The following is a 25,723-nucleotide window of genomic DNA, read 5'->3' on the forward strand; positions in this document are numbered from 1 at the left end:
GGAACTAGAAACAGAATCATGGATCGAAAAATTTAGATCCTTCCCTGAAGTCTCAGGGTCAGGAAAAGAAAGGAGATTAAATTAATGCAATCAAAAAAGCTGCTTCCAAGTGCCTTTGATGCGGTTGTATTTGAGGGTGCTGGGGAGCGCCTTCCACCAATACTTATTCATTTCAACTGCAAAACTGGGCTGCATATAACAGTTGATCGCACAGCCTTCGCAGGCATCGTAACGGCCTTCCATAGCAATGGCGGCTTGCACTTTTTCTGACTGATAAAGATTAAACAGATCGTTTTCAATCGGAATGGTTTCTATCCCCAAATGGTAGCAGGGCATTACCAATTCGTTTTGAGGGGAAATCACAATTGTGGTTGAACCTGCTTTGCAAATTGGTTTATCAATGTGGTTGCCGCCATCACGCCTCAGTTCGATAAAGCCTTCGTTCAGGTATACGTTTTTGTGCTTGGCCCATTTTTCTAAAAGGTCTAAGGTTGAAGAAGAAAGCGAAGGCCCCGTTTCGACTTCGTTATATTCAAAAACTGGGTTTAGAATGAGGACAAGGTTGTTCGGAAGCGTAATCTGTTGATATATCTTTTCGATTTCATCAATGTTTTCTTCAAACACCGTCATCAGAATATCGGGTCTTTCCCCCAAACTTTTGGCCAGCTGAATGGACTCCATGACGGTATCGAAACAGGCTACCCCACGAGCGGTGTCATGCTTTTCTTTGTTGGCGTAATCGAGTGAGAAATGGAGCATATCTACCAAACCTTTGAGCGACTCTGCGCGCTTAGGGTAGAGCAAGCCATTAGTGGTTACGGTGGTAATCAGGCCAAAGGATCTTGCCAGTTTGAGAAGTTCGGGTAATTCGCGGTGGAGTAGCGGTTCACCCCCCGTAAAATCGACCACCTTAACGCCTAGCTTTTTAAGGTCGCTGAAATTTTGTTTGGCATCTTCAAGCGTGATATAAGGCGATGGCTTCTCCCAAATATCACAAAAGTTACAAGTCGCGTTGCAGCGATAAGTAACGTAGTAATTGCAAAGTATGGGATGGGAGATTAACCGCATGGGTTAAAAGTAGCTTTAATGAACAATAACAAAAAGCCTGTATTTGATTTAGATGAATAGTTGATTAAGGCTGCTTCTCATTCGCCATAAGTTGTTCTTTTTTTATATCTGAAAATAGAAGGTGTATTTCTGACCTTTATTCTCAGTCGCCTAATAAGTGGTACTACCAATGCGCTTTTTTGTTTTTATAATGCTTATTTTTATGATTAATCTGAAGAAAAATAAATTTTAGATATGAATTTATACCCACCTTATATCGTGCCGCTAATAACCGTATTGGTAATTGTTATTCTAGCAATCACTATTGTGTCAATTATGCGCCAGCCTATTGGTTTTGGTAATAAGCTTCTTTGGATATTAATTGCCGTTTTCCTTCCATTACTTGGGAGTGCGGCCTATTTTGTTAGCTATCTGTTGCCAAATGGAATAAAGGGGAGGTCTGAGTCTCGCTAGTCTGAAATAATATTTACTTATTAAAAATTTAGGCCTATGGAATTTCAAACTCCATAGGCCTAAATTTTTTTTTGGTTTAATATTTACCGTCTCATGTTGGGTAAAACCCCACAAAGGGCTTTAAGAAATATGCATTTAATTATTCAACATACTCAACAATGTTGTCAATTGCTTTTTCAAATCTCTGCGGTCAACAATGAAATCTAAGAAACCATGATCGAGTACAAATTCAGCACTTTGGAAGCCTTTTGGTAAATCCTTACCTACCGTATCGCGGATAATTCGTGGGCCAGCGAAACCGATTAATGAACCTGGCTCAGCAATGTTGAAGTCGCCCAACATGGCGTAAGAAGCACTTACTCCACCCGTAGTAGGATCGGTCAATAACGAAATGTAAGGAATGCCTGCTTCGGCAAGTCTAGCAAGTTTGGCGGATGTTTTTGCCATCTGCATTAACGAATAACCTGCTTCCATCATTCGTGCTCCACCTGATTTCGAAATCATCAAGAAAGGCATTTTGTTGGCCAAGGCGAAGTCAATTGCTCTTGCAATTTTCTCACCCACAACAGAACCCATCGAACCTCCAATAAAGGCAAAGTCCATGCAGGAAACCACAATGTCAATCCCGTTCATTTTGCCATGAGCTGAACGAACAGCGTCTGTCAATTGGGTTTTGGCCTGCGTTTCTACAATCCTTTTTGGATAAGGCTTGCTGTCAACAAACTTAAGCGGATCACCAGAAGTTAATTTGGCGTCCATTTCAGTGAATTTATTATTATCGAAAATTATTTCGAAGTATTCTTTTGAACCGATGCGCACATGAAAACCATCTTCTGGACTTACATATGCATTGTTTTTAAGCTCGCGGGTATGAACAATCTTCCCGTTAGGGGTTTTGAACCATAAACCGTCTGGTGCATCTTTCTTCTGTTCTGTAGGGGTGGTAATCCCTTTAACTTTTCTCTCAAACCAAGACATATGCGTTCTTATTAAGCTTGAATTTTATAAATAAATAGGGAACAAAAATAGGTCAAAACTGTGGTAGCCCAAAGCCTAATCGTGAGAACCTCTCATAAAACCTTAGTGGGGCGAAGGAAAAGCAAAAAAGTCATTGTTTTTTTATTCATTTCTCTTTTCCTTCGTAGCGCGGAATGAACGTTCATTCCGCAAGACAAATGTTTGGAAATAAGCTTGATAAACGTTCTTTAATCTTAGGAACTACTCTGGATTTGATTTCGGAGCAGGGCTTTCATGGCACGCCTATATCTATTATTGCACAACGTGCTGGAGTTGGTGCGGGTACTATATACCGCTACTTTCAGAATAAAGAGGAGCTTATCAATGAACTTTTCAAAGAGATTAAGCGTGATATTATTCGAGCAATGCTCGATAATTATAGTGAAGAAGGTGCTTTCAAGGAACGCTTTATGCACCTGTGGAAAAATATGGTGTATTACTTTATGAAGCACCCAAAGGAATTTAATTTTATTGAGCAGCACCGTTACGCGCCCTATATGAGCAATCTTACTAGAGAAGAGTCTTTTATGATTCTCTCCCCCGTGATGATGTTCTTTATTGAATCAAAGCGTGCTAAAGCGATGAAGGACTTGCCTTTGTATACCATTATTGCGCTTCTATATGGACCAATTGTGTCGTTGCTCAAACAACATGTTGACAACAATCAAAATCTTTCAGACGACAGGATAGATCAGGCTGCAGAAGCCTGTTGGGATGCCGTGAAACACAATTAAAAAGTGAATTATGCGCGATTGCAAAGTAATTATTAATGGAGTGGGGAGCTGTATTCCCGAACGTATAGTTAAAAATGAAGATTTCCTTAACTCTGAATTCTATCAGGAAAACGGAGAGAAATTTGAAGCCGATAATGCTGAAATCATTCGGAAATTTGAAGGAATTACTGGGATAAAAGCTAGGCGCTATGCCAATGACGATCAAAAAGCGTCTGACTTGGCCACGATTGCGGCTAAAAATGCTTTGGCCAATAGTACAATAGATGCTGAAGAGCTGGACTATATTATTGTAGCTCACAATTTTGGAGATATGGAAGTGGGTACGCAGCGCACGGACATGATGCCGAGCTTGGCCTCACGTGTAAAGCATAACCTCAATATTCAGAATCCAGCGACTTCATGTTACGATGTGGTTTTTGGTTGCCCAGGCTGGCTGCAATCAAGTATCCAAGCGTACCAAATGATAAAAATGGGTGATGCCAAAAACGTTTTGGTGGTGGGTACAGAAACCATTAGTCGTATTGTGGATGTGCATGACCGTGATTCAATGATTTTCTCTGATGGAGCAGGCGCTACTATTTTTCAAGGCGTTTCAGCCGATACTAATGGAGGTGTGCTTTCGCAGAGTTCTAGAACGGATGCTACGGTTGAATTGAGTTACTTAGAAATGGGCGAAACTTTCCATCCTGAAAAGAAGAACGGCAAGCGCTTTATCAAGATGAAAGGCCGTAAGATTTACGAATACGCGTTGGTAAACGTAGCCGAAGCCATCAAAACAGCAATGGACAAAGCGGGTGTGGAGTTAAAAGACGTAGATAAAATTTTGATCCACCAAGCCAATGAAAAAATGGATGAGGCCATTTTAAAGAAGCTTTTCAAAATCTGTGGACAAGAAAAGCCAATGGCCGAGTTTATGCCTATGACTATCCAAGATTTGGGAAATAGTTCAGTAGCCACGATTCCTACAATGTTGGATTTGATTCAACGAAATGAACTGGAAGGGCATCAAATCAACTCAGAAGACATTCTAGTCTTTGCTTCTGTGGGTGCGGGAATGCATATTAATGCAATGGTGTATAAAGTGCCTTAAAGGCGCCCCACTGGCCGTAGGTAGCGTCTCGCTGCGACCAAAAAAGTTGAAGTCTTAGCGAGACGCTAAGACTAGAGAGAGAAATTACTTAAATGGGTTCAGCAATGAACCCATTTTTTATTCAAAGAAGAATGCCTTAGACTTGTAGTTGCTATGCTTGGCATTCTAATTATTCTTCTTGCATCCTGGTTAATACTCTTTCTTTTTGAAAAGAAGAGCCTGTTGGTTTTGGGCTTTACCCCCGTAGTCAAAAAACTCAAACAGTTTGGCTTGGGCTTTTTGGTTTCCGTTGTCATTTGCTCCGCTGTTACCCTTGCTTTGGCAGGTTTAAGATTAGAAACTTGGCTTTTGAATAGTCAATTCAATTTTACGCTGTTACTCGATTCATTTTGGTTCGATCTCAAATCCGTATTTACGGAAGAACTGATTTACCGAGGCGCTCTACTTTACATCCTGATCAAGAAACTCGGCAGTAAGAAAGGCGTATTCATTTCCGCTATTGCTTTTGGCGCCTATCATTGGTTTTCGTTTGGGGCATTTGGGAATGTAGTGCCCATGATTTACGTGTTTTTACTGACAGGCTTAATGGGTTTGGTTTGGGCATATGCTTTTGCCAAAACAAAAAGTATCATGCTTCCTTTTGGGCTTCACCTTGGGTGGAATGCGATCAACAACGGACTGTTTTCTAAAGGCCCTTTGGGTGAAATAGCCTTGGTGGCCACTGGCGGAATTGAGCCAGAAGGAGCAATCATGATTTTGGGTTTGGTGATTTCTGTTTTTGTGCCGCCTTTGGTTACCTGGTTATTTATTAAGTATCTTAAGAAGGAATAGTCTTAAAATGCGTTAGTCTTAAGTAAACCTTTAGCAACCACCCATGAAACCACTTTTTTATTCCTTTCTAATATTTCTTTTTCTTTCTGCCTGTACTAGTAATCCTTCGTCTACTGAAACCCAAACAGATGGTGGTATAAAAATTATTGATGTTGCTAATGCCGAACGTTATGAAGGCACTTTGGATGCTTTAATTGAAGATGTCTATTTTGTTCAACTTGAAGCCAGTGAAGAGGCCCTTTTCTCAGAAGCGTCAAAAGTCCTTTTTGCGAAAGAGGAAATATTGATTTTGGATAGAAGAAATCATAAAGTAATGGCTTTTGATGAGGAAGGCAATTTCCTTTTTAAGATTGACCAAAAAGGGAATGGGCCTGGTGAGTATCAGGAAATATTCAGTATGGCCTATGACGATGATAATAACCAAATAATTCTTGCGGCTCCAGGTAAGTTTCTGTGGTTCGATATGCAAGGAGATTTCATAAGAGAAGTAAAATCGACCTTTTCATATGTTTATATTAGTGATATGGCCTATGTGGGCAACTCTCAATTCGCAATTTATCCAGATTTGCATGGTGTTTTTGATGATGTTACGACCAGGTCAATGGTTCTGGACAGCAATGCGAATATGGTAGCAGTATATGAGCCTTTTAATAAAGCCGTTAGGACAGAAAACTCAACAGGCATGTATAGTCATTTTAGTGCTTCTAAAACACCTTTAGCGGTTGGGGTGTACTCTCATGACGTATGGAAGTTTGAGTCAGGCGAAGCCGAAATCGCATATCGTTTCGATTTTGGAGTCGATGCTATGCCCGAAGATTTTATTGATACTTACATTACGGATCCATCTCTTACTTCTCAAAGGGTTCGAGAGATTATCGCAGAAAAGGATTATTGGGCAATTCATGGAGGCGCGCTGCAAGAAACGGATCAGAGTATTTTCTTTTTATCTTCCAATAGAAAAGAGTATCAGCCAGCATTATATGATATGCAAACCAAAAAAGTGATGACCTTCAGTTCTGCCATTAAGAATGATCGAGGAGATAATGGCTACCTTAGCTTTTTCGCTTCGCACGATGGATATTTTGTTACAAGCTATAACTCTCAACTTTTGTCTGGATTACTGGATATGGACAAGTTAACAGCGCAGCAAAAGAGGATGGTGGATTCAATTGGCAAGGAAGAAATTCCTTTGTTGTGGTTTGTGAAGTTTAAAAAGGTGAACGAAATAGAGGTGGATTAATTGATTCCATTTACACTCCCACTGGTCTTAGCGTCTCGCTGCGACCTAAAAATCTCTATGTTTAGTAGGGTTATAGTCTCAGCGAGACGCTAAGACTAGTTATGCAAATGCAGAGATAAGTATAAAAAAAAGAGGTGGATTAGTCCACCTCTTCGTAATCTACATATTCTCCACCTCTGAAATTGTCAGAGGATTTTTCTTTCGTATTCTTAGGTGCATAATCAACATTGATTTTCCCTTCGGGACGATGTTGTTGAGTCTGCTGTTGGCGAGCACCAGCAGTCCTCTGCTGACCTGTTAGGCCCGCTACAAAGAAGCGGAGCACATTGCGGATAATCCAGCCAATTAGAATTACGAAGAATAAAAACTTTAACATATTGCTTTACCTGCTTAGGTACAAATTCCTTTTTGAGTAGATCTCCAAGAAATAATCATCCATGAGATCTTCTATAAAGTAAATGGCCTCACCAGTAGACTTCATCTCTGGCCCAAGTTCCTTGTTCACGTTCGGGAATTTATGGAATGAGAAAACCGGTTCTTTAATGGCGTAGCCTTTCTTAACTGGCTTGAAATCAAAGTCTTTGATCTTTTTCTCACCCAACATTACCATTGTAGCGTACTTCACATATGGCTCTTGGTAGGCTTTACCTATAAACGGAACGGTTCTCGATGCCCTTGGGTTCGCTTCAATGATATAAACTTTATCATTTTTTATGGCGAACTGAATATTGATCAGCCCAACAGTGTTGAGCGCAAGTGCAATTTTCTTAGTGTGTGCCTCAATTTGTCTGATAATAAAATCACCAAGACTATAAGGAGGAAGCACAGCATATGAGTCACCAGAGTGAATTCCAGCGGGTTCAATGTGTTCCATAATTCCTATGATGTAAACATCTTCTCCATCACAAATGGCATCGGCTTCCGCCTCAATCGCATTTTCTAAGAAGTGATCCAGCAACACGCGGTTACCAGGGATGTCCTTTAGGATGTTGATGACGTGCTCTTCAAGCTCTTGCTCGTTGATCACGATCTTCATGCTCTGGCCTCCTAGCACGTAAGAAGGACGCACTAGCAATGGGAAGCCCAAGATCTTCGAAAGCTCTATGGCTTCGTCAGCGTCTTCAATTACACCGAACTTAGGGTAAGGAATGTTGTTTTCGGCCAATAGCTCTGAGAAACGACCGCGGTCTTCTGCCAAATCAAGGGCATCGTAACTTGTGCCGATGATTTTGATCCCGTAACGATCAAGTTTCTCTGCCAATTTCAAGGCAGTTTGCCCGCCCAATTGAACAATTACACCTTCTGGTTTTTCATGAAGAATGATGTCGTAAATGTGTTCCCAGAAAACTGGTTCGAAGTAGAGTTTATCTGCTACATCAAAATCTGTAGAAACCGTTTCAGGGTTACAGTTGATCATGATGGTTTCGTAACCACATTCTTTGGCGGCCAATAAGCCGTGAACGCATGAGTAATCAAATTCAATTCCTTGTCCGATACGGTTAGGTCCCGAACCTAGAATGATCACCTTTTTCTTGTCACTGCTAATCGATTCGTTTTCTTCATCGAAAGACGAGTAGTAGTATGGCGTTTGGGCTTCGAACTCAGCTGCGCAGGTGTCCACGAGCTTGTACACTCGTTTGATGCCCATTTCGTGTCTTTTATTGAAAACCTCGCTTTCAAGACATTTAATCAAATGCGCGATTTGTCTGTCGGCATAACCTTTTTCCTTGGCCATTCTTAGCAGGCTTTCAGGTAAAGATTGAAGGTTGTGCTTTTCAATTTCATCTTCCAACTGGATCATTTCTTCAATTTGCTGAAGGAACCACTTGTCGATTTTCGTTTTCCTCTGGATGGTTTTTAAAGGAATCCCAAGTTTGAAGGCATCATAGATATGGAAAAGTCTATCCCAGCTTGGGTTTTCTAAGCTGTAGAGTAGGGCGGCTTGGTCTTTTAATTCCTTGCCATCGGCTCCTAATCCATTACGCTTGATTTCTAATGATTGACATGCTTTTTGAAGTGCTTCTTGGAAGTTTCGGCCAATTCCCATGGCTTCACCTACCGACTTCATTTGCAAGCCAAGTTTTCTGTCAGAACCTTTGAATTTGTCAAAGTTCCAACGTGGTATTTTCACGATTACATAATCCAATGCTGGCTCGAAGAAGGCCGATGTGGTTTTTGTAATCTGGTTTTTCAATTCATCTAAGTTGTAACCAATGGCCAACTTAGCGGCAATTTTCGCAATTGGGTAACCCGTAGCTTTAGATGCTAATGCCGAAGACCTCGAAACACGAGGGTTGATTTCGATACCAACAATGGTGTCGTCTTCTGGATTAACCGAGAATTGTACATTACAACCTCCAGCAAACTGCCCAATGGCGTTCATCATTTTGATGGCCAAGTCACGCATTTCTTGGTAAGTCGTGTCTGGTAAGGTCATGGCAGGCGCCACAGTAATTGAATCGCCAGTATGCACGCCCATCGGATCAAAGTTCTCAATAGAACAGATGATGATGACGTTGCCAATATTGTCTCTTAGTAATTCAAGTTCGTATTCTTTCCAACCCAAAATACTTTGCTCTACCAGTACTTCGTGAATTGGTGAAGCATTTAAGCCATGCGTTAGCGCAGCGTCAAATTCTTCTTGGGTGTTGACAAAACCACCACCATAACCTCCTAATGTATAGGAAGGACGAATTACGAGCGGAAAGCCAATTTCTTGTGCAATTTCTTTTCCTTTTAAGAATGAAGTTGCGGTCTCTCCTTTACAAACGTTAACATCGATTTCCTGCATCTTCAACCTGAATTTCTCACGATCTTCAGTGGTTTCGATGGCATTAATGTCTACGCCAATAATTCTAACATCATACTTTTTCCAAATTCCGGCTTTGTCACAGTCAATCGCCAAATTGAGTGCGGTTTGGCCTCCCATTGTAGGAAGTACTGCATCAATTTGATGTTTTTCTAGAATTTCAATGATCGACCTTTTGGTTAAAGGTTTCAGATAAACATTATCGGCCGTTACCGGATCGGTCATGATTGTGGCAGGATTGGAATTGATGAGGGTTACCTCGATTCCTTCTTCCCTTAATGATTTTGAAGCTTGAGTACCAGAATAATCAAATTCACAAGCTTGTCCGATGATGATAGGCCCACTTCCGATGATGAGGACAGATTTTATGCTATTGTCTTTAGGCATTTGTAAGAGGTACGTGCGGTTTTACTAGGGTGTAAATTGGCACAAAGTTATGGCGTAAAACTTATAATCAAAACCAAGAAGAGGCTAATTCTAATATTTGGCATCTGTGAATGATTTTATGGAAGTTTTGGCCCAATTGCAGGGAAAAAAAGTTTAAATTCAGATTAATATTCTATGCTAATAAAACAACACTATGAAAAATTTGAAATCACTTTTAACACTTACATTGAGCTTGCTTTTGGCAATTTCTATTGTGGGCTGCGCATCAGGTAAGGCAACGGCTAATGATACAGCTAAGGTTGAGAAGAAAGCCAAGGAAAAGGCTTATGACCCAAGAGGCGTTTGGGACTATAGCGTGCAAACGCCTGACACTGATAGTTATGGTATTATGCGAATTACTGGAGACAATGGTCTTTATGCAGCTGTAATGGAAACAGACCAATTTGGCACACTGAATGTTTCTGGATTCACTGTAGTAGGAAAAGCTTTTTCTGGAGCCATTGATGTAATGGGTACTACCGCCAATATTGAAGGTTCTTTTGATGGCGATAGTATGTCGGGCTATGTAAATATGGGTGCTGACTCATTCCCAGTTCAAGGAACAAGGAAATCGAATTAAATTAGAACACTAAAGATTTTTAATTAAAAAATAAAGAAGGCCGTCATATGACGGCCTTCTTTCGTTCTATGCTATTTAGGTTATTGCTTAGATATGCAACGCTCTATTGTCGGTTGCAGCTAAACAAGCCTCCTTAAATGCTTCCGTATAGGTTGGGTGCGCATGCGACATTCTTGCAATGTCTTCGGCACTTGCTCTGAACTCCATAGCAACAACTGCCTCAGCAATCATATCTGCTGTTCTTGGGCCAATCATATGTACACCTAGAATTTCGTCTGTATTCTTATCGGCTAATACTTTTACTAAACCATCAGTGTCCATTGAAGCTCTAGCTCTACCTGAAGCTTTGAAAGGAAATGAACCAGTTTTGTATTCAACTCCTTTTTCCTTCAACTGCTCTTCAGTATAGCCTACGGCTGCTACTTCTGGCCAAGTATACACCACACCTGGAATTAGGTTGTAGTTGATGTGCGGCTTTTGGCCCATCATAGTTTCCGCTACGAAAACACCTTCCTCTTCAGCCTTATGGGCTAGCATGGCACCTTTGATGACATCACCAATGGCGTAAACGTTATCCACTTTGGTTTTTAAATGCTCATCTACTTCGATTCGACCGCGATCATCTGGCGTAATGCCAATGTTCTCTAAGCCCAAACCTTCAGTGTAAGGCTTTCTTCCAATTGAAACCAAGCAGTAATCTGCATTCAATTCAACTGTTTCGCCTTTCTTGTTTTCAGCTTTAACGGTTACGTTTTTCGTTGTGCCCTTTACTTCGGTTACTTTATGACCTAGGTAGAAGTTGAAGCCGAGCTTTTTCAACGATTTCTTCAACTCACGTCCCATAGTACTGTCCATAGTCGGGATAAGCGAATCCATGTATTCTACTACAGATACTTCGGCACCCAAACGGGCATACACCGAACCTAATTCCATTCCAATTACACCACCGCCAATAACGATCAAGTGCTTTGGTATCTCTTTAAGCTCTAAGGCTTCGGTAGAAGTGATGACACGCTTTTTATCAATTTTGATGAATGGAAGCGAAGAAGGTTTTGAGCCTGTAGCGATGATTACTTTATCAGTTTCAAGCTTGGTTTCTTTGCCGTCTTTATCGGTAACCTTGATGTTATTTTTGTCTATAAATGAACCAAGACCAGTGTGAACATCAATTTTATTCTTCTTCATTAAGAAGGCGATACCGTTTACGTTATCTGTTACAACACCTGCCTTACGGTCGATCATTTGTTTTAGATTTACCTGAAGGTTGTCTAATTCAATGCCGTGCGTTTTGAAGGTGTGCGCTGCGTTATGGTAATGCTCTGAGGAATCGAGTAATGCTTTTGAAGGAATACAACCTACGTTTAAGCAAGTTCCGCCTAATGTATCGTATTTTTCGATGATGGCCACTTTCATTCCTAGCTGAGCGCAACGAATAGCTGCTACATAACCGCCAGGACCCGAACCAATCACTGTTACATCATATTTCATATCTACGATTTTGGATGTTTGATTTTAGATTTATACTCCTAATAATAGTCTGGTTGGATCTTCGAGCAATTCTTTTACCCTTACCAAGAAGCTCACTGACTCTCTTCCGTCCACAATACGGTGATCGTAAGAAAGGGCTAAGTACATAATTGGAAGAATTTCAACCTGACCGTTTACTGCCATTGGACGTTCCACAATGTTGTGCATTCCCAAAATAGCTGATTGTGGAGAGTTGATAATTGGAGTGGAAAGCATAGAACCGAAAACACCTCCGTTGGTAATGGTGAAGGTTCCTCCAGTCATTTCTTCAATGGTAAGTTTACCATCTCTTGCCTTCAAGGCCAACCTCATCACTTCTTTTTCAATTTGGTCGAAGGTCATGCTTTCGGCATTTCTGATTACAGGAACCATCAAACCTTTTGGTGCTGATACCGCAATAGAAACATCCACGAAATCGTGATAAATGATTTCGTTACCATCGATCTGAGCATTTACTGCTGGCCAATCTTTGGCAGCCATGGTTACCGCTTTGGTAAAGAATGACATAAAACCCAAACCAATTTCATGTTTGGCTTTGAATGACTCTTTGTATTTCTTACGAATGTCCATGATAGGCTTCATGTTCACTTCGTTGAAGGTAGTGAGCATGGCAGTTTCGTTTTTCACCGAAACCAAACGCTTCGCTACTGTTTTTCTTAAAGCCGACATGCGCTCTCTGCTCTCGTTACGTCCGCCTGGAACACTAATCGCTGGAGCTGAATCTTCTTTTTTGCTTTCAGGCGCTTTAGGTGCTGGTGCAGATTTCTGAGCACTTTCAGCATCTTCTTTGGTGATCCTGCCGTCTACGCCCGTTCCTTTTACTGATTTAGGATCAATTCCTTTTTCAGCTAAAATTTTAGCCGCTGCCGGAGAGGCATGGCCTGTGGCATAAGTTTGATCTTGAGAAGAAGATTGAGAAGTTGGAGCTGAACTCGTTGTAGCTTTAGCCTCTGCTTGTGGCGCACCGCCTTCCGTCACTTCAATTTTACAAATCGTTGCACCGATTTCGATAGTGTCGCCTTCTTCTGCAATAATGGTAAGTATACCAGATGCTTCGGCAGGTAATTCAAAAGTTGCTTTATCCGAATCTACTTCTGCAATAATCTCGTCAAGTTCTACATAATCGCCAGTGTTTTTCAGCCAGCTAGAAATGGTGACCTCAGTAATCGATTCACCAACAGTAGGCACAATCATTTCCTTGGTTTCACCAGTAGGTTTTGGTCCAGCACTTTCTTTGGCTTCAGCTTTTGGAGCTTCCTTGGCTGAATCCTTTTCTGGTGCAGGGGCACTGCTTCCAGCTGCATCTGTATCAATTTCACAGATGGTAGCGCCAATTTCTAGCGTGTCACCTTCTTGGGCGATAATGTGCAATTTGCCTGCGGCTTCGGCATTCAGTTCAAATGTGGCTTTGTCTGATTCCAGCTCACAAATAACTTCATCCATTTCCACAGACTCACCTTCTTTTTTGAACCATTGGGCAATTGTAACCTCGGTTATTGACTCTCCAACGGTAGGTACTTTGATTTCAAGACTCATGATTTCTTAATTTTTTGCGAAAGCTTGATCGACTAATTTTTGTTGCTCGGCAGCGTGTACTTTGGCATAACCTGTAGCAGGCGAAGCACTCGCTTTACGAGATATTAATGTAAGAGCTGTGTCTTTGTAGGCCCTTAGTACAAAACACCAGTAACCCATGTTTTCAGGTTCTTCTTGTACCCAGAAAACTTCTGCTCCTTTATATTGGCTCAGGATTGCGTTTACCTGTGTCGTTGGGAATGGCTGAATTTGCTCTACCCTAACAATGGCTACATCTTTACGCTTTTCAGCTTCTTGGCGTTCAAGTAGATCGTAATAGATTTTCCCAGAACAAAGGAGCACGCGTTTTACAGATTTAGCAGTTACGTAATCATCGCCAATTACCTCTTGGAAACGACCTGAAGTAAAGTCTTCTATTGGTGAAACCACCTTTGGGTGACGCAATAGAGATTTTGGAGACATAATCACCAATGGTTTTCTGAATTCCCATGTCAACTGTCTTCTCAATGCATGGAAGAAGTTGGCAGGCGTGGTAATATTGGCCACTACCATGTTGTATTCAGCACTCAATTGTAAGTAGCGTTCAGGTCTTGCATTTGAATGCTCCGGGCCTTGGCCTTCATAACCATGAGGAAGAAGAAGTACTAAACCATTCATGCGCTGCCATTTGGTTTCAGAACATGAAATGAACTGATCTACCATTACTTGGGCACCGTTGGCAAAATCACCGAATTGACCTTCCCATAAAGTAAGTGCATTCGGATTGGCCATCGCGTATCCAAACTCAAAACCCATTACACCAAACTCAGAAAGTAGGGAGTTGTAAATTTCGAATTCATTGTCCGCACCAATATTGTTTAAGCTGTTATATGCTTCGTTCGTGCTTGCATCGTGTAACACGGCATGTCTGTGCGAGAATGTTCCTCTTTGAACATCCTGGCCTGTTAAACGTACTTTTTTGCCATCCAGCAAAAGTGATCCATAAGCCAAAAGTTCACCTGCTGCCCAGTTCAAAGACTTGTCTTTAAAGAACATGTCTTTACGTTGCTTCAACTGCTTTTCTATCTGCTTTAAGGGCTTGAATCCTTTTGGAATGGTAGTAAGAGCATCAGCGACCTTCTTTAAAGTATCACTTGAAATTCCAGTTTCTGGTGACTGTTCAAAATCCTCAGGAGTTGATCTTCGCAAATTTCGCCATTCTTCTTCTAAGGCTTGGTATACATAAGGTAGCGGCTTTTGCTTCACCAAATTCAATCGGTCTTGAAGCAGGCTTCTGAATTCTTTGTCTAACTTCTTGGCCAAAGCTCCTTCGATCTCTCCTTTTTCGATCAACTGTTTGTTATACACCTCGCGTGGGTTCGGGTGTTTTGAAATGATATTATACAAGGAAGGCTGTGTGAACTTAGGTTCGTCACTTTCATTGTGGCCGTGTCTACGGTAGCAAACCATGTCCACAAAAATATCTTCACCAAATTTTTGTCTGTATTCTGTAGCAAACTGAACACAGAAAACTACTGCTTCAGGATCGTCACCATTAACATGAAGCACGGGGGCGTCAATAATTTTCGCTACATCTGTAGAGTAAATACTTGAACGAGCATCGTCAAAGTCGGTAGTAAAGCCAACTTGGTTGTTAATTACAAAGTGGATGGTTCCGCCTGTATTGTAGCCTTCCAAGTTGCCCATTTGAGTTACCTCATATACAATACCTTGTGCGGCAACAGCAGCATCACCATGAACAAGTATTGGTAATATTTTAGTACGATCTCTATTGTATTCCTCGTCACCTTTGGCCCTTACGAAGCCTTCAACCACTGGATTTACCGCTTCTAAGTGAGAAGGGTTAGGCGCAAGTTTAAGCTCCACTTTTTCACCGTTTACCGCAGTAACTTGGCTTGAGAAGCCCATATGATACTTAACGTCACCATCACCCATGGTGAGGTCTGGTGTAGAATTTCCTTCAAATTCACTAAAGATTTGCTCATAGGTTTTGCCCATGATGTTGGCCAAAACGTTTAAGCGACCACGGTGGGCCATTCCAATCATTACTTCTTTAACACCAAGTTCGGCACCTTTATTAATAATGGCATCCAAAGCGGCAATTGTAGTTTCACCACCTTCTAAAGAGAATCTCTTCTGGCCTAAATATTTGGTGTGAAGGAAGTTCTCGAAAACTACGGCCTCGTTGAGTTTGCTTAGAATTCTTTCGCGCTGCGCATGAGACGGCTTAAATGAAAGCGCATCTTTTTCAATTTTTTCTCTGAGCCACTTTAGTTTTTCAGGATCACGCACATACATGTATTCGAAACCGACAGTCCCTTCATATATGAATTTAAGCGTTTCAATGATTTTCCTTAAAGGCGCTTTACCGATCCCCAATTCTTCACCAGAAATAAATAAAGTATCTAAATCCGCCTCGTTAAGGTTGAAGTCGGCCAATTCAAGAATTGGCTTTCTGTCTTTTCTTTCCCTAACTGGGTTGGTTTTAGATCTTAGGTGCGCTCTGGTTCTGTAAGCGTGGATCAGGTTTCTTACCTGAACCTCTTTGTCTGAAACGGTATTGCTACCAGTAGCAGTTTGACTAGCGCCCGCTGCTTGACCATTTGGCAGCATTGGATACTCCGTTTGAGCGAACTCAAAACCTTCGAAGAATTTTTTCCAACCCTCGTCAATACTGTTGGGGTCATTTTTGAATTGCTGATAAAGAGCTTCTAAAGCCTTAGGATCTGCATTGCTTAAATAAGAATAATTATCCATGAACAGGTGTTTGCCTCTTATGAGTACCAAAGGTAGACCTTTAGTGTAGTTATTAAAAACCGCTTATGCGGTTATATAAATATGTTTGTTTTTATGTTTCGAGAAGCTGTTTTTGTTCTTTATCGTATTTGGGAGCTTATAGTTGTGTTTGTGGCGGAAGATATCTTCTATGTGAGAATAGGTAGCCATTTTGGATTACTGGATGATGTGTTGAAAGTACTTGTCCTTTTCTCAAGTAGTTAATTATTCTTTACATATAATATATATGCTATAATACATTATTGAATGTAAATAAAATATATATAATGCAAAATATAATCTTTATATAACTTTTTGATTTTTCGAATTTTGTATTTACGTTTAACTCATGTTTTACTTTTATCAAGAATAATTATGAAAAAGAAATTTTTAATTATGGGGATGGGGCTTGTTCTAACAGTTAGCTTATTTGCTTTTAATTATCGCCCTGATGTATGGACTTATTGTATATACTCTGGGGTTTACGTTGGAGGTGGTGAAGTACCGCAAGGGGGTGTTTGTGTTATAAATGGGGAAACCCATATTGAATTCCAGGGCGATGTTGATACATCTAGATGTATGCCAGTTGGTACTTATGGGGCAAATTCTGGGCCTTGTGCAGGGAATGGGAATTTACATGCTGATACTCAAGGAGATTACAGTAATAATTAAGTATGCGATATTTCACTGTTGTTATAATTGCTGTAGTTCAACAGCTGATGATTGTTAATGGTGGTGTGGCTCAAAGCAAAAAGCTCACATTATTGTTGGATAACGTGACAACCACACCAGATGCAGCTAGTGAGGGGGTGTATAAATATCTTGACAACGAGTTATTTTACTTGAATTCTATCTCACGTGAAATCAAAGTTTTTGATTATAAAACGGGTGAAACATTGAGGTCAATACCATTGGGTAAAAATGGGCCTGATTTTGTTGGTCCAGAACCCTACACTTTTCAGTTGATTTCAAAGGATTCAATTTTAGTGTATTCCAATTTTTTCAATTATCAGATATCTCTGATTAACGGAGAGGGAAGGGTTTTGAGTAAATACGAGACAATAGCAAAGAATAAGACTGGGGAAGAAATGGTTAACGGAATATTAGCCGATGGCCCTAGTAATATGGTGGTTCAGAATCATAAGATTTATGCGCTCAAAACAATTCTTATGAAAGAGCCATTGCTGGATTATTCACCTTTGGTAGAGATTGATCTTAGATCAAAGGAGGTCAAGGTGCTAGACGAGCCGAAACAATATAATTCTGGGATGTATGAACGGATAATAAATATCATGCAGATTATACAGGGGGATATAGTATATAATGATAAGCGAGGAGCACTTGTATTGAGCTATCCCTTGGACCATTCTGTATATGTTTCTGATGACGGATTCCGTTCAATGAGGAAAATCCCTGTAAAGACTAAGTATTTTGATGAGTTTAAGTTAATGAGCCGTCCTTCAAAGGAACTAGCGCCAAGCCAAGTTACAGAGCAAGGTCTTAATGTTTTGAGGCTGTCAGGGCAGTACCTTGAATTGCATTACGACCCCTACCGATCGCTGTATTATAGGGTAGCCCGCATACCCTATACGGAAAAGGTGTATAAAGAATATAAAAGTGGGGTGAGGTCAAGGTTGCCCCCTAGGCTTCATTCGGTCATGGTGCTCGATGAAGACTTCAATATTCTTTCGGAGAAGACTTATATGGTTAAGGATTATATGTTCAGATCAGGCGTGTTTGTGGGGCCTGAGGGGCTTTGGGTTTTAAAGCCCTTAGGTAACAATGAAGATGAAATGATTTTTGAGCTTTTAGATTTAGATTATTAAAACAGAAATTATGAAAACAAGAATGAAAATTATTTTAGCGCTCACATTTGTGAGTGTTACGGCAATGGCCACAATGTTTCGTGTGCCTATTGAGATGTGGTGCATGGAGATTCCTGCAACAGCCAGTGAGCCCGCTCCAGCCAATGAGGGTGTCTGTACAAATATGGGGGATCTTCCTATTGATGGTGACCCAGATGGTAATAAGGCTACGGTAATGTGGTGCGATTTGAGTTTGCCTCATGGGGCTCCAGGCGTTACGTTTGATTGTCGAGGTAATGCAATGGTGCCTGTTTATAGATAGGTGTTGGAGATGCGAAAAATAATTAAACCTGCCCTAATTACATTATTGTTTTTGTGGTGCATATCTGGGTTGGCTCAGAAAACTCAAGTTGGGGTAATAGGTGAATTGAATCTTGCCTTGGATAACGAAACGGCTCCCCCGAATTCAATGGGGAGTTCATTCCAGTATTGTGAGGATAGAAAGGCAATCGCTTATTTTAATAGACTAACCAAAGCCATTAAGTACTTTGATGCTAAAACGGGTAAAGGGGTAGGACAAACTCAGTTTGCTCTACAGGGACCTGATGATATAGGCCCTGACCCTTTTTATTTTCATTACCATAATAAGGATTCCATTTTTATACTTAGCAGGGGGACAAACTTCAGGATGTTCCTTATGAACTCAGAAGGCAAGAAGCTCAATACATTCCATTATTCAAGTGATGATTATAGTAAGATTCGCTACCCAAGTGCCTCAACGCTTTTTGGCGCCCTGGTGGTTAGGCCTCCTTTTGCCTACATCGGTTTAGAGATATCTGATCAGGGGTCACAAAATACCATGGCTCCAATTATTAAATTGAATATGGATACAGATACTTTTAACTACTTAGCCGATCCATTGCCTTATCAAAACATAGACCTTCAGACCACTGTATGGAATAACTTCTATTATTTTTACAATAGTAGGATTGCTGAAAACACTAAAAATGGAGATTTGATTGTTAGCTTTCCTTTAGACCATAATGTATACAGAATTCGGAGTGAGGGTATAGAGAAACTCGATGGTAAAAGTAAGGCTATTGGCGATTTTCATTTTTTAAAAAGAAAGAGGCAGGTAGCGTATGATCCCAATAACATAGATGTCCGGTCAATTGGTTCTAGTAGTGCTTGGTATTATGGAGTGATATACAATCCTTACCTCGATCAATATTACCGTATTGGTATGGTGGAGCAAGGAAGGGATACCTACAAGAGGCGTTTGGAAGGAGAGGAGGTCTATGACCCAGTTCAATATTCTGTAACCATTTATGATTCTAAATTCCACAAAATTGCAGATGGAATAATCCATGGAAGAGAAGTGTTATTCGCAAGGGGGATTTTTGTTACACCTGATGGCCTTTGTGGCCCTCAACACAGCCTTAAAGGCGAGGATATAATGGGTATTTCAATAATAGGATTGAAAAAATGAAGAGGGTAACTATCTGTTGTTTTGTGATGCTGTTCGCTTTGCAAAGTTGTAAGCGTAAACTGGAAATCGACTACAAACCTTTTTTTGAGGAGGCTTCAATAAAATTGAATAGTGAAAGATTTGTGCTGATAATCCCTCAAAATGGCTGCTCAAACTGTGTAAAGAAGTCCTATGATTTCATGTTGCCCCGTTATAATTCACCCATAATCAAATATGCTTTCACCAATTATGGATCAAAAAAAGGAATCAGGGTTAGGCTTAAAGTGTTAGGCGAAGAGGACACTTCTGATATAGGGTTTATAGAGTTGTCTGTTGCATTAGACCATGGGCTATCTCATATGTATCCCTCTTTACTAGAAATAGGTAAGGATGGTAAGGCAAAAGTTACTTTTATGAATGCTGAAGATGGTTCTGATTGGGAGTGGCTGGAGAAGCAGGTGGAATAGTTTTGTGATAAATTTATCTGTAAGATATAGCTTGTATCCAAAGTAGAGTGGTTTTTTGCGCAAATTTCTATTTGACTGTATGTTAAAAAAAGTAGTTATATATTTCTTTATGGCTAAATTATGTACTGTTGTCTTGGGGCAGACAGCGCAATTTAATCATGAAGTATTTGAAAAAGTTATAGACCTGAAGCTTGATAGTGAAACTGCTATGCCATGGTATTTTGGGAGTGTGTTTCAGTATTGTGATGATACAGGTTTGTTGGCTTACTGGAATAGAGTCACGAGGTCCATAAAGTACTTTGATTTTGAATCAGGAGAAACTGTCAAAGAAACGAAGCTTTCATCTTATGGTCCTGAAGAGATACCCGGTGAACCCTACTATTTCTATTATCATAACAAGGATTCGGTTTTTGTTTTTTCAGAATTCCAAAGCTCCAAACTTTTTATGGTGAACGATAAGGGAAGGAAAATTGATGTCTTCGATTTTGAGTCTAAAGATGGATATCGTTTTACACCATTTCCAAGATTGACCAGAGTTTCAGGGGCTATCGTTGTTCATAAAGAGCATTTTTTTCTATCATTTAACATTTCAGAGCAGAAGGAAAGGAATAGAGTTGCGCCTGTTTTGAAGTATAATATGGTGACCAGAGAATATGGTTTTCTAGAGGCTCCTGCTGCATATGGAAACATGGATTTGTCACGAATACCCAAAGGTGCACAGCAGGAGTTCTATGAGTCTCGATTAGCCTTTAATGCTGAAAATAATGAAATGGTAATTAATTACCCATTGAACCAAAACCTATACCTATTAAGAGATGGAAAAGTAAAAGAGGTTGAGGCAAAAAGCGAGAGTGTGGAGGGCTTTGAATTGCTCTCTAGAGATAAAAACAGATTTGAAATTGATGATATAGGATACAAGAAGATTGTATTTGGGAGCGCAAGATATTTTGGGGTTTTCTATGATCAAAATAATAAGCTCTTTTATCGATTAGCTAAATTGGATAATGTTTCAAAAACGGAATCAAAGTATTTATCAAACTCCAAAAAGTACGTGCCTGACTCTTACTCGTGGATGCTATTTGATTCTGGCCTGAGTAAAAAAACAGAAGTTTTGTTTAGTTCTCGAGAGGCAACTCCCGAAAAAGGTGTTTTTTTGAGTCCTGAGGGTTTATGGGTCTTGTTGCCAAATAACAAAGGTGAAGATATTATGTCCATAGGCTTGTTGAAATTCAATAAATAGAAACAACATTTATTTTAATAGTTTTTGCTGTCATGAAGAATCTATTCCTTTACTTGACGCTATCAGCTTTATTGTTTTCCTGCACTGGAAAAGATACTAAGGAGGTTACTCTTATTGGAGATGTTAAAGTTGTTGACTCTGTTTCATTTTTCTTTGATAGTACTACCGTTTCTCCATTGTTTACAGTGGGTAGATTTCAATACATTCCAGAAGAAAATAGACTGGCGTATCTGAATAATGTTAGCAACGGCAGGTATCTTGAGTTCAAAAATATGGTTGAATCTATTAAGCTTTTTGATTTTGAATCGGGCTTAGTAAATCAGACCATCCCATTGATACATTATGGGAGAAATATGGTGAGTGATCCATCTTACTTTTTTTATAGAAGCCCAGACAGTATTTGGGTTTATCCTTCCAACCCTATTGTGAACTTCAGAGGTGATTTTCAAATGGCTTTAATGGATGATAAGGGTTGGGTTGACATGAGAATTCAACTTAGAGATGTCTTCAAAAGAGGTGCAAGGCCCATGTCGGGGCGCTTTGGGGCAATTGTGCAGCGGGGAGAGGAACTGATCATCTCTAGTTATATTCCAAGTTTAGGAAGGGATGCAAATTCAACTTTTATTAAGGTGGATATTAATAACTGGCGTTCGGATTTTTTGGAATATGACCCGCGCCCTTATAAGGACATTTCCGTAAAATTTAAAGGAAACACTTCATGGTCTAGCTTTAGGGATTTAGCAGAAATAAGGTCGGTAAAAGACAATGACAATAATGTAGTCTCAAATTTACCTTTAGACCATCGCCTTTGGGTGCTCAGTCCATCAGGAAAAACAAAGGGGATAGAAGTAAGGAGCAAATACTTGTTGGGGTTCCCCATTTTAGATTATGAACCATCAGATCAAGCAGAGCTAGGCTTACAAGTGAAAGCGTCTGGCAGGTATATAGGGATATTGTTTGATGCGAAAAGAGAAATTTATTATCGGATTACAAGGTTGTCCTTGGCCGATATAGAACCATTAAGGAATAAAGATTTCCAACCAGAGTTCACTTATACTGTAATGGCGATTGACAAAGAATTTAATTTGTTGGCTGAAAGCAAATTTTCATCGAAGGACTATCTTTTTGAGATTGGTTTGTTTGAAGGGCCTGAAGGAATATATGTACTTAGAAACTCTGTTGATGAGAATAAGATGGTTTTCGATAATTTGATGCTTGTTCGATAGGGCTATGGGGTTGTTTGAATCTTATTGCTAATGCCTTCTAGTTGATGGTTTTATTATTAAAATATTACCCGTACATTTGCAGTCCATTTTTGAGACGTGATCTCAAAGATTAGAGGACGTGATCCTCGCTAAACTTTAAAAGTTAATGGCAGTAAAAATCAGATTGGCCCGTAGAGGTCGCAAGAAACAAGCGATTTACGATGTAGTTATCGCAGACGCAAGAGCACCACGTGATGGTCGCTTTATTGAAAAAATTGGTATTTATAACCCAAACACAGACCCAGCTACTATCAAAATTGATAATGAGAAGGCGTTTAAGTGGGTTATGGATGGAGCGCAGCCTACAGATACTGTAAAGGCAATGCTTTCTTACCGAGGAGTTCTTCTAAGAAAACACCTTCAAATTGGTGTGATCAAAGGAGCGATCACTCAAGAAGAAGCTGATAAAAAATATCAAGCTTGGTTAGACGGTAAAGAATCTCAGATCACTGGTAAAGTAGAGCAATTAGCAAAAGCAAAAGATGACGCTAAGAAAGCGAAGTTAGAAGCAGAAGCTAAAGTGAATACTGCTAGAGCTGAAGCTATTGCTACTAGAAAAGCTGAGGCGGAAGCTGCTAATGCACCTGCTGTTGAAGAAGCTCCTGAAGAGGAAGCTGCTCCAGAAGCTAGCGCGGAAGTAGAAGTTGCTGAAGAGGCTCCAGCGGCTGAAGAAGCACCTGCTGCACCTGTAGCTGAAGAAGCTCCAGCTGTTGAAGAAGCACCTGCTGCTGAAGAGAAAAAAGAAGATTAATTTATTCGGTCATGACGGTTGAAGATTGTTACCAATTAGGGTATATCGTTAAACCGCACGGCTTAAAGGGTGAGGTTCAAGTCTTGTTAGACGTGGACTATCCTGAAGAATATAAAACATTGGAATCAGTTTTTGTCCAACAAGGGCAGCAACTGATTCCTTTTTTTATTACAGCCGTCTCCTTAAATGGAGATAGGGCCATTATGGCTTTTGAAGACACCAATTCTCTAGAGCTAGCACAGACTTTAAAAGGCTGTGCGCTTTATTTGCCATTATCTACTTTGCCTGAACGCGAGGAAGGAGATTTCTACTTTCATGAGCTTGTAGGTTTTGATTTAATCGATGCCAACACTGGTGATTCGGTGGGTGAGGTAGAGAATGTGTTTGAGGCTGGGCCGCAGACATTGCTCTCAATAAAGCATAAAAGCACTAAGGAAGTACTTGTACCGCTGACGGATGAATTGGTAAAGGAAATAGACAAAGAGAATAATCAAATTCATATGTTTATTCCCGAAGGCTTGGTGGATGTTTACTTAGAAGATTAATCATGAGGATCGACATCATCACATTGTTGCCGCGATTACTGGATAGTCCTTTTTCGCACTCTATTTTAAAAAGAGCGCAGGATAAAGGTCTGGTGGAAGTAGTGGTGCATGACTTGCGTGAATTCTCAACCAGCAAGCAACGTCAACTTGACGATTATGCTTATGGTGGAGGCGCTGGTATGGTAATGATGATTGAACCGATTGATCTGTGTATTTCCAAACTAAAGGCTGAACGAGATTATGATGAAGTCATTTACATGACTCCTGATGGTGAGCTGCTCAATCAAGGCATGGCGAATGAGCTTTCCTTAAAAGGGAATCTTATTTTACTGTGCGGTCATTATAAGGGAGTAGATGAAAGAGTGAGAGAGCACTTCATTACTAGAGAAATCAGTATTGGAGATTATGTGCTTTCTGGAGGTGAGTTAGCCGCAGCTGTGGTAGCAGATTCTATTATTAGATTGCTTCCCGGGGTACTGTCTGATGAAACCTCAGCTTTGACCGACTCTTTTCAGGATGATTTAGTGGCTCCGCCAGTCTATACAAGGCCTGCGGAGTACAAAGGAATGGAAGTGCCAGAAGTGCTTTTATCGGGTCATCAGGCCAAGATTGAAGAGTGGAGGTATGAACAATCCGTAGCGCGAACTAGGGCAAGGCGACCTGGAATGCTAGATGAATAAAAAATTATTGACAGCCTGCTTGTTACAAAAACATTTTCCATATATTTGCAGTCCGATTTTAGACGAGGCTGTTAGAGATAGAAATCATGAGTGATCTTATCAAATTTATAGAACAAGAAAACAACGAAGTAAGAACTTCGATGCCACAGTTCAATCCAGGTGACACTATCAACGTGCACGTAAAGATTAAAGAAGGTGGTAAAGAGAGAATTCAGCAGTTCCAAGGAACTGTAATTCAGAGAAAAAATTCAGGCACGAACGGTGAGACTTTCACTGTAAGAAAAATTTCTAACGGGATTGGCGTTGAAAGAGTGTTCCCACTTCTTTCACCAAATGTCGATAAAATCGAAGTGCTTAGAAAAGGTAAAGTAAGAAGAGCTAAATTATTCTACTTAAGAGGTAGACATGGTAAGGCTGCTAGAATTAAAGAGAAATTGGCTAAATAGTCATTCCTTTAGAAAGAATTTAAAACCTCCATTTGGAGGTTTTTTTATGCCCGAACTTTTTTCTGCGCCAATATGTCACTTTTTTAATTGAGGCGCATTTATTGTTCCTTTGGCCATCTAATAAGTATTTCAAGGTGATTAAGTTTCATAAATATCAAGGTACTGGTAACGATTTCGTGATGATCGACAATCGTGATGGCGAATTCAATAAATCCGACCTTTCGCTGATAGCAATGTTATGCGATCGTAGGTTTGGTATTGGAGCCGATGGGGTTATTCTTATTGAGAATCATGCTGAGCTCGACTTCGAAATGATATACTACAATCCTGATGGGTCACAGAGTTTGTGTGGCAACGGAAGTCGTTGTGCTGTGATGTTTGCAAGAAGCTTGGGTATTATTCAAGATGACACTGAGTTTTTAGCGATCGATGGGCCTCATGAAGCTTTTATAGCAGACGGAGACGTTCATTTGCTGATGAATGATGTTGCTGAACACGAACTAATCGGAGACGACTTTTTGATTAACACGGGTTCTCCTCATTACATAAAGTATATCCCCAATGCGCACGATATAGATGTAGTGCAAAATGGCAGGGCAATACGCTACTCCGACCGTTTTAAGGAAGAAGGTGTAAACGTCAATTTTATTGAGGAGTGCCCTAACAACTCACTCGTCATTAGGACGTATGAGAGAGGGGTTGAAAACGAAACTTTATCATGTGGTACCGGTTGTACCGCTGCCGCATTGTCTTTTGCGCTTAAGGGTGCTGAATCTCCCATCAGACTTAACGCTGTTGGTGGGGAGCTTCAAGTTTCTTTTAATCAAGAGGATAACATTTTTAAGGACATCTATTTAATAGGTCCTGCTGAAAAAGTATTTGAAGGAGTAATTGAGCTGTGAATATAAATCAAGCTTATGTTTACTTTTTCTATACAAGAAATTAACTTTAGACCATATTAAAAATACAG

The 25,723-nt window shown here is 40.3% G+C and carries 25 protein-coding genes; 18 read left to right on the forward strand and 7 right to left on the reverse strand.

All coding sequences use genetic code 11. From position 1 onward, the window contains the following. Positions 1-90: 90 nt before the first annotated feature. On the reverse strand, positions 91-1,068 hold the full coding sequence (locus tag AWN68_RS17250) for a radical SAM protein (RefSeq protein WP_068418594.1): 978 nt from the start codon (positions 1,066-1,068) through the stop codon (positions 91-93). Positions 1,069-1,302: 234 nt separating this feature from the next. On the opposite strand from AWN68_RS17250, the gene AWN68_RS17255 reads away from it, so the two are divergent. Next, on the forward strand, positions 1,303-1,521 hold the full coding sequence (locus tag AWN68_RS17255; protein WP_068418597.1) for a PLDc N-terminal domain-containing protein: 219 nt from the start codon (positions 1,303-1,305) through the stop codon (positions 1,519-1,521). A gap of 135 nt (positions 1,522-1,656) precedes the next feature. Here the strand turns inward: AWN68_RS17255 and accD are convergent, their stop codons facing one another. Continuing rightward, on the reverse strand, positions 1,657-2,499 hold the full coding sequence (gene accD / locus AWN68_RS17260; RefSeq protein ID WP_068418600.1) for an acetyl-CoA carboxylase, carboxyltransferase subunit beta: 843 nt from the start codon (positions 2,497-2,499) through the stop codon (positions 1,657-1,659). 173 nt (positions 2,500-2,672) lie between these two features. On the opposite strand from accD, the gene AWN68_RS17265 reads away from it, so the two are divergent. The 4 genes from AWN68_RS17265 (at position 2,673) to AWN68_RS17280 (ending at position 6,433) form a co-directional block, all read left to right on the forward strand. Further along, positions 2,673-3,272 carry a TetR/AcrR family transcriptional regulator gene (locus AWN68_RS17265; protein WP_068418603.1) on the forward strand — a complete coding sequence of 200 codons (600 nt, stop codon included), beginning with the start codon at positions 2,673-2,675 and terminating at the stop codon, positions 3,270-3,272. Positions 3,273-3,282: 10 nt separating this feature from the next. Further along, the gene (locus AWN68_RS17270; RefSeq protein ID WP_068418606.1) at positions 3,283-4,362 is read left to right on the forward strand and encodes a 3-oxoacyl-ACP synthase III family protein; all 1,080 of its coding nucleotides are present in this window, start codon (positions 3,283-3,285) and stop codon (positions 4,360-4,362) included. Positions 4,363-4,515: 153 nt separating this feature from the next. Continuing rightward, the gene (locus AWN68_RS17275) at positions 4,516-5,193 is read left to right on the forward strand and encodes a CPBP family intramembrane glutamic endopeptidase (protein WP_068418608.1); all 678 of its coding nucleotides are present in this window, start codon (positions 4,516-4,518) and stop codon (positions 5,191-5,193) included. Positions 5,194-5,236: 43 nt separating this feature from the next. Then, positions 5,237-6,433: a 6-bladed beta-propeller gene (locus AWN68_RS17280; protein ID WP_068418611.1), complete on the forward strand. Its 1,197-nt coding sequence runs from the start codon at positions 5,237-5,239 to the stop codon at positions 6,431-6,433. A 139-nt stretch (positions 6,434-6,572) separates the two neighbouring features. Here the strand turns inward: AWN68_RS17280 and AWN68_RS17285 are convergent, their stop codons facing one another. Both AWN68_RS17285 and carB read right to left on the reverse strand, forming a co-directional pair. Further along, on the reverse strand, positions 6,573-6,809 hold the full coding sequence (locus AWN68_RS17285) for a hypothetical protein (RefSeq protein ID WP_068418614.1): 237 nt from the start codon (positions 6,807-6,809) through the stop codon (positions 6,573-6,575). Between the two features lie 6 nt (positions 6,810-6,815). After that, entirely contained in the window at positions 6,816-9,629 is a 2,814-nt protein-coding gene (gene carB / locus AWN68_RS17290) for a carbamoyl-phosphate synthase large subunit (protein WP_068418617.1), read from the reverse strand. Between the two features lie 193 nt (positions 9,630-9,822). On the opposite strand from carB, the gene AWN68_RS17295 reads away from it, so the two are divergent. Beyond that, a complete protein-coding gene (locus AWN68_RS17295; protein WP_068418620.1) occupies positions 9,823-10,248 on the forward strand; it encodes a hypothetical protein in 426 nt (141 codons plus the stop codon). An 87-nt stretch (positions 10,249-10,335) separates the two neighbouring features. On the opposite strand, the gene lpdA is transcribed toward AWN68_RS17295, so the two are convergent. From lpdA to AWN68_RS17310, 3 genes are read right to left on the reverse strand one after another with little or no spacing between them, the layout of a single operon-like run. Beyond that, positions 10,336-11,736, reverse strand: a complete 1,401-nt coding sequence (gene lpdA, locus AWN68_RS17300; protein WP_068418623.1) for a dihydrolipoyl dehydrogenase — start codon at positions 11,734-11,736, stop codon at positions 10,336-10,338. A gap of 30 nt (positions 11,737-11,766) precedes the next feature. Beyond that, positions 11,767-13,311, reverse strand: a complete 1,545-nt coding sequence (gene odhB, locus AWN68_RS17305) for a 2-oxoglutarate dehydrogenase complex dihydrolipoyllysine-residue succinyltransferase (protein ID WP_068418626.1) — start codon at positions 13,309-13,311, stop codon at positions 11,767-11,769. Between the two features lie 6 nt (positions 13,312-13,317). Next, positions 13,318-16,068 carry a 2-oxoglutarate dehydrogenase E1 component gene (locus AWN68_RS17310; RefSeq protein WP_068418629.1) on the reverse strand — a complete coding sequence of 917 codons (2,751 nt, stop codon included), beginning with the start codon at positions 16,066-16,068 and terminating at the stop codon, positions 13,318-13,320. A 393-nt stretch (positions 16,069-16,461) separates the two neighbouring features. On the opposite strand from AWN68_RS17310, the gene AWN68_RS17315 reads away from it, so the two are divergent. The 12 genes from AWN68_RS17315 to dapF all read left to right on the forward strand — a co-directional run bounded on the left by AWN68_RS17315 (position 16,462) and on the right by dapF (position 25,655). Continuing rightward, positions 16,462-16,758, forward strand: a complete 297-nt coding sequence (locus tag AWN68_RS17315; RefSeq protein ID WP_068418631.1) for a hypothetical protein — start codon at positions 16,462-16,464, stop codon at positions 16,756-16,758. 2 nt (positions 16,759-16,760) lie between these two features. Continuing rightward, positions 16,761-17,912 carry a DUF4221 family protein gene (locus tag AWN68_RS17320; RefSeq protein WP_068418634.1) on the forward strand — a complete coding sequence of 384 codons (1,152 nt, stop codon included), beginning with the start codon at positions 16,761-16,763 and terminating at the stop codon, positions 17,910-17,912. Between the two features lie 10 nt (positions 17,913-17,922). Continuing rightward, complete coding sequence (locus AWN68_RS17325; RefSeq protein ID WP_068418636.1) at positions 17,923-18,213, forward strand: hypothetical protein; 291 nt, start codon at positions 17,923-17,925, stop codon at positions 18,211-18,213. A 9-nt stretch (positions 18,214-18,222) separates the two neighbouring features. Continuing rightward, positions 18,223-19,380, forward strand: coding sequence for a DUF4221 family protein (locus tag AWN68_RS17330; RefSeq protein ID WP_068418640.1), 1,158 nt, complete (start codon positions 18,223-18,225; stop codon positions 19,378-19,380). Continuing rightward, a complete protein-coding gene (locus AWN68_RS17335) occupies positions 19,377-19,826 on the forward strand; it encodes a hypothetical protein (protein WP_157716317.1) in 450 nt (149 codons plus the stop codon). The genes AWN68_RS17330 and AWN68_RS17335 overlap by 4 nt, the downstream gene beginning before the upstream one ends. A 109-nt stretch (positions 19,827-19,935) precedes the next feature. Continuing rightward, positions 19,936-21,066 (forward strand): DUF4221 family protein, encoded by a 1,131-nt coding sequence (locus tag AWN68_RS17340; RefSeq protein WP_157716318.1) that lies wholly within the window; start codon positions 19,936-19,938, stop codon positions 21,064-21,066. 32 nt (positions 21,067-21,098) lie between these two features. Then, positions 21,099-22,292 (forward strand): DUF4221 family protein, encoded by a 1,194-nt coding sequence (locus AWN68_RS17345; RefSeq protein WP_068418648.1) that lies wholly within the window; start codon positions 21,099-21,101, stop codon positions 22,290-22,292. Positions 22,293-22,437: 145 nt separating this feature from the next. Then, positions 22,438-23,082 carry a 30S ribosomal protein S16 gene (locus AWN68_RS17350; RefSeq protein WP_068418651.1) on the forward strand — a complete coding sequence of 215 codons (645 nt, stop codon included), beginning with the start codon at positions 22,438-22,440 and terminating at the stop codon, positions 23,080-23,082. Positions 23,083-23,093: 11 nt separating this feature from the next. Continuing rightward, positions 23,094-23,627, forward strand: a complete 534-nt coding sequence (gene rimM, locus AWN68_RS17355) for a ribosome maturation factor RimM (protein ID WP_068418654.1) — start codon at positions 23,094-23,096, stop codon at positions 23,625-23,627. A gap of 2 nt (positions 23,628-23,629) precedes the next feature. Then, positions 23,630-24,307 carry a tRNA (guanosine(37)-N1)-methyltransferase TrmD gene (trmD, locus tag AWN68_RS17360; RefSeq protein WP_068418657.1) on the forward strand — a complete coding sequence of 226 codons (678 nt, stop codon included), beginning with the start codon at positions 23,630-23,632 and terminating at the stop codon, positions 24,305-24,307. Positions 24,308-24,393: 86 nt separating this feature from the next. Continuing rightward, the gene (gene rplS, locus AWN68_RS17365; protein WP_068418660.1) at positions 24,394-24,753 is read left to right on the forward strand and encodes a 50S ribosomal protein L19; all 360 of its coding nucleotides are present in this window, start codon (positions 24,394-24,396) and stop codon (positions 24,751-24,753) included. A gap of 134 nt (positions 24,754-24,887) precedes the next feature. Continuing rightward, entirely contained in the window at positions 24,888-25,655 is a 768-nt protein-coding gene (gene dapF, locus AWN68_RS17370; protein ID WP_245658026.1) for a diaminopimelate epimerase, read from the forward strand. Positions 25,656-25,723: the final 68 nt, after the last annotated feature.

The sequence above is a fragment of the Roseivirga echinicomitans genome (genome assembly GCF_001592935.1).
Taxonomy (GTDB): Bacteria; Bacteroidota; Bacteroidia; order Cytophagales; family Cyclobacteriaceae; genus Roseivirga; species Roseivirga echinicomitans.

Bases quoted from the DNA above. Each gene is read 5' to 3' on its own strand.
- AWN68_RS17275 (WP_068418608.1), top strand. From the start codon at position 4,516: ATGCTTGGCATTCTAATTATTCTTCTTGCATCCTGGTTAATACTCTTT.
- AWN68_RS17340 (WP_157716318.1), top strand. From the start codon at position 19,936: ATGGCTAAATTATGTACTGTTGTCTTGGGGCAGACAGCGCAATTTAAT.
- AWN68_RS17350 (WP_068418651.1), top strand. From the start codon at position 22,438: ATGGCAGTAAAAATCAGATTGGCCCGTAGAGGTCGCAAGAAACAAGCG.
- rplS (WP_068418660.1), top strand. From the start codon at position 24,394: ATGAGTGATCTTATCAAATTTATAGAACAAGAAAACAACGAAGTAAGA.
- trmD (WP_068418657.1), top strand. From the start codon at position 23,630: ATGAGGATCGACATCATCACATTGTTGCCGCGATTACTGGATAGTCCT.
- lpdA (WP_068418623.1), bottom strand. From the start codon at position 11,736: ATGAAATATGATGTAACAGTGATTGGTTCGGGTCCTGGCGGTTATGTA.
- AWN68_RS17285 (WP_068418614.1), bottom strand. From the start codon at position 6,809: ATGTTAAAGTTTTTATTCTTCGTAATTCTAATTGGCTGGATTATCCGC.
- AWN68_RS17255 (WP_068418597.1), top strand. From the start codon at position 1,303: ATGAATTTATACCCACCTTATATCGTGCCGCTAATAACCGTATTGGTA.
- AWN68_RS17315 (WP_068418631.1), top strand. From the start codon at position 16,462: ATGAAAAAGAAATTTTTAATTATGGGGATGGGGCTTGTTCTAACAGTT.
- AWN68_RS17270 (WP_068418606.1), top strand. From the start codon at position 3,283: ATGCGCGATTGCAAAGTAATTATTAATGGAGTGGGGAGCTGTATTCCC.
- AWN68_RS17310 (WP_068418629.1), bottom strand. From the start codon at position 16,068: ATGGATAATTATTCTTATTTAAGCAATGCAGATCCTAAGGCTTTAGAA.
- rimM (WP_068418654.1), top strand. From the start codon at position 23,094: ATGACGGTTGAAGATTGTTACCAATTAGGGTATATCGTTAAACCGCAC.
- accD (WP_068418600.1), bottom strand. From the start codon at position 2,499: ATGTCTTGGTTTGAGAGAAAAGTTAAAGGGATTACCACCCCTACAGAA.
- AWN68_RS17265 (WP_068418603.1), top strand. From the start codon at position 2,673: ATGAACGTTCATTCCGCAAGACAAATGTTTGGAAATAAGCTTGATAAA.
- odhB (WP_068418626.1), bottom strand. From the start codon at position 13,311: ATGAGTCTTGAAATCAAAGTACCTACCGTTGGAGAGTCAATAACCGAG.
- AWN68_RS17325 (WP_068418636.1), top strand. From the start codon at position 17,923: ATGAAAACAAGAATGAAAATTATTTTAGCGCTCACATTTGTGAGTGTT.
- AWN68_RS17330 (WP_068418640.1), top strand. From the start codon at position 18,223: ATGCGAAAAATAATTAAACCTGCCCTAATTACATTATTGTTTTTGTGG.
- AWN68_RS17345 (WP_068418648.1), top strand. From the start codon at position 21,099: ATGAAGAATCTATTCCTTTACTTGACGCTATCAGCTTTATTGTTTTCC.
- AWN68_RS17280 (WP_068418611.1), top strand. From the start codon at position 5,237: ATGAAACCACTTTTTTATTCCTTTCTAATATTTCTTTTTCTTTCTGCC.
- AWN68_RS17295 (WP_068418620.1), top strand. From the start codon at position 9,823: ATGAAAAATTTGAAATCACTTTTAACACTTACATTGAGCTTGCTTTTG.
- AWN68_RS17250 (WP_068418594.1), bottom strand. From the start codon at position 1,068: ATGCGGTTAATCTCCCATCCCATACTTTGCAATTACTACGTTACTTAT.
- AWN68_RS17335 (WP_157716317.1), top strand. From the start codon at position 19,377: ATGAAGAGGGTAACTATCTGTTGTTTTGTGATGCTGTTCGCTTTGCAA.
- AWN68_RS17320 (WP_068418634.1), top strand. From the start codon at position 16,761: ATGCGATATTTCACTGTTGTTATAATTGCTGTAGTTCAACAGCTGATG.
- carB (WP_068418617.1), bottom strand. From the start codon at position 9,629: ATGCCTAAAGACAATAGCATAAAATCTGTCCTCATCATCGGAAGTGGG.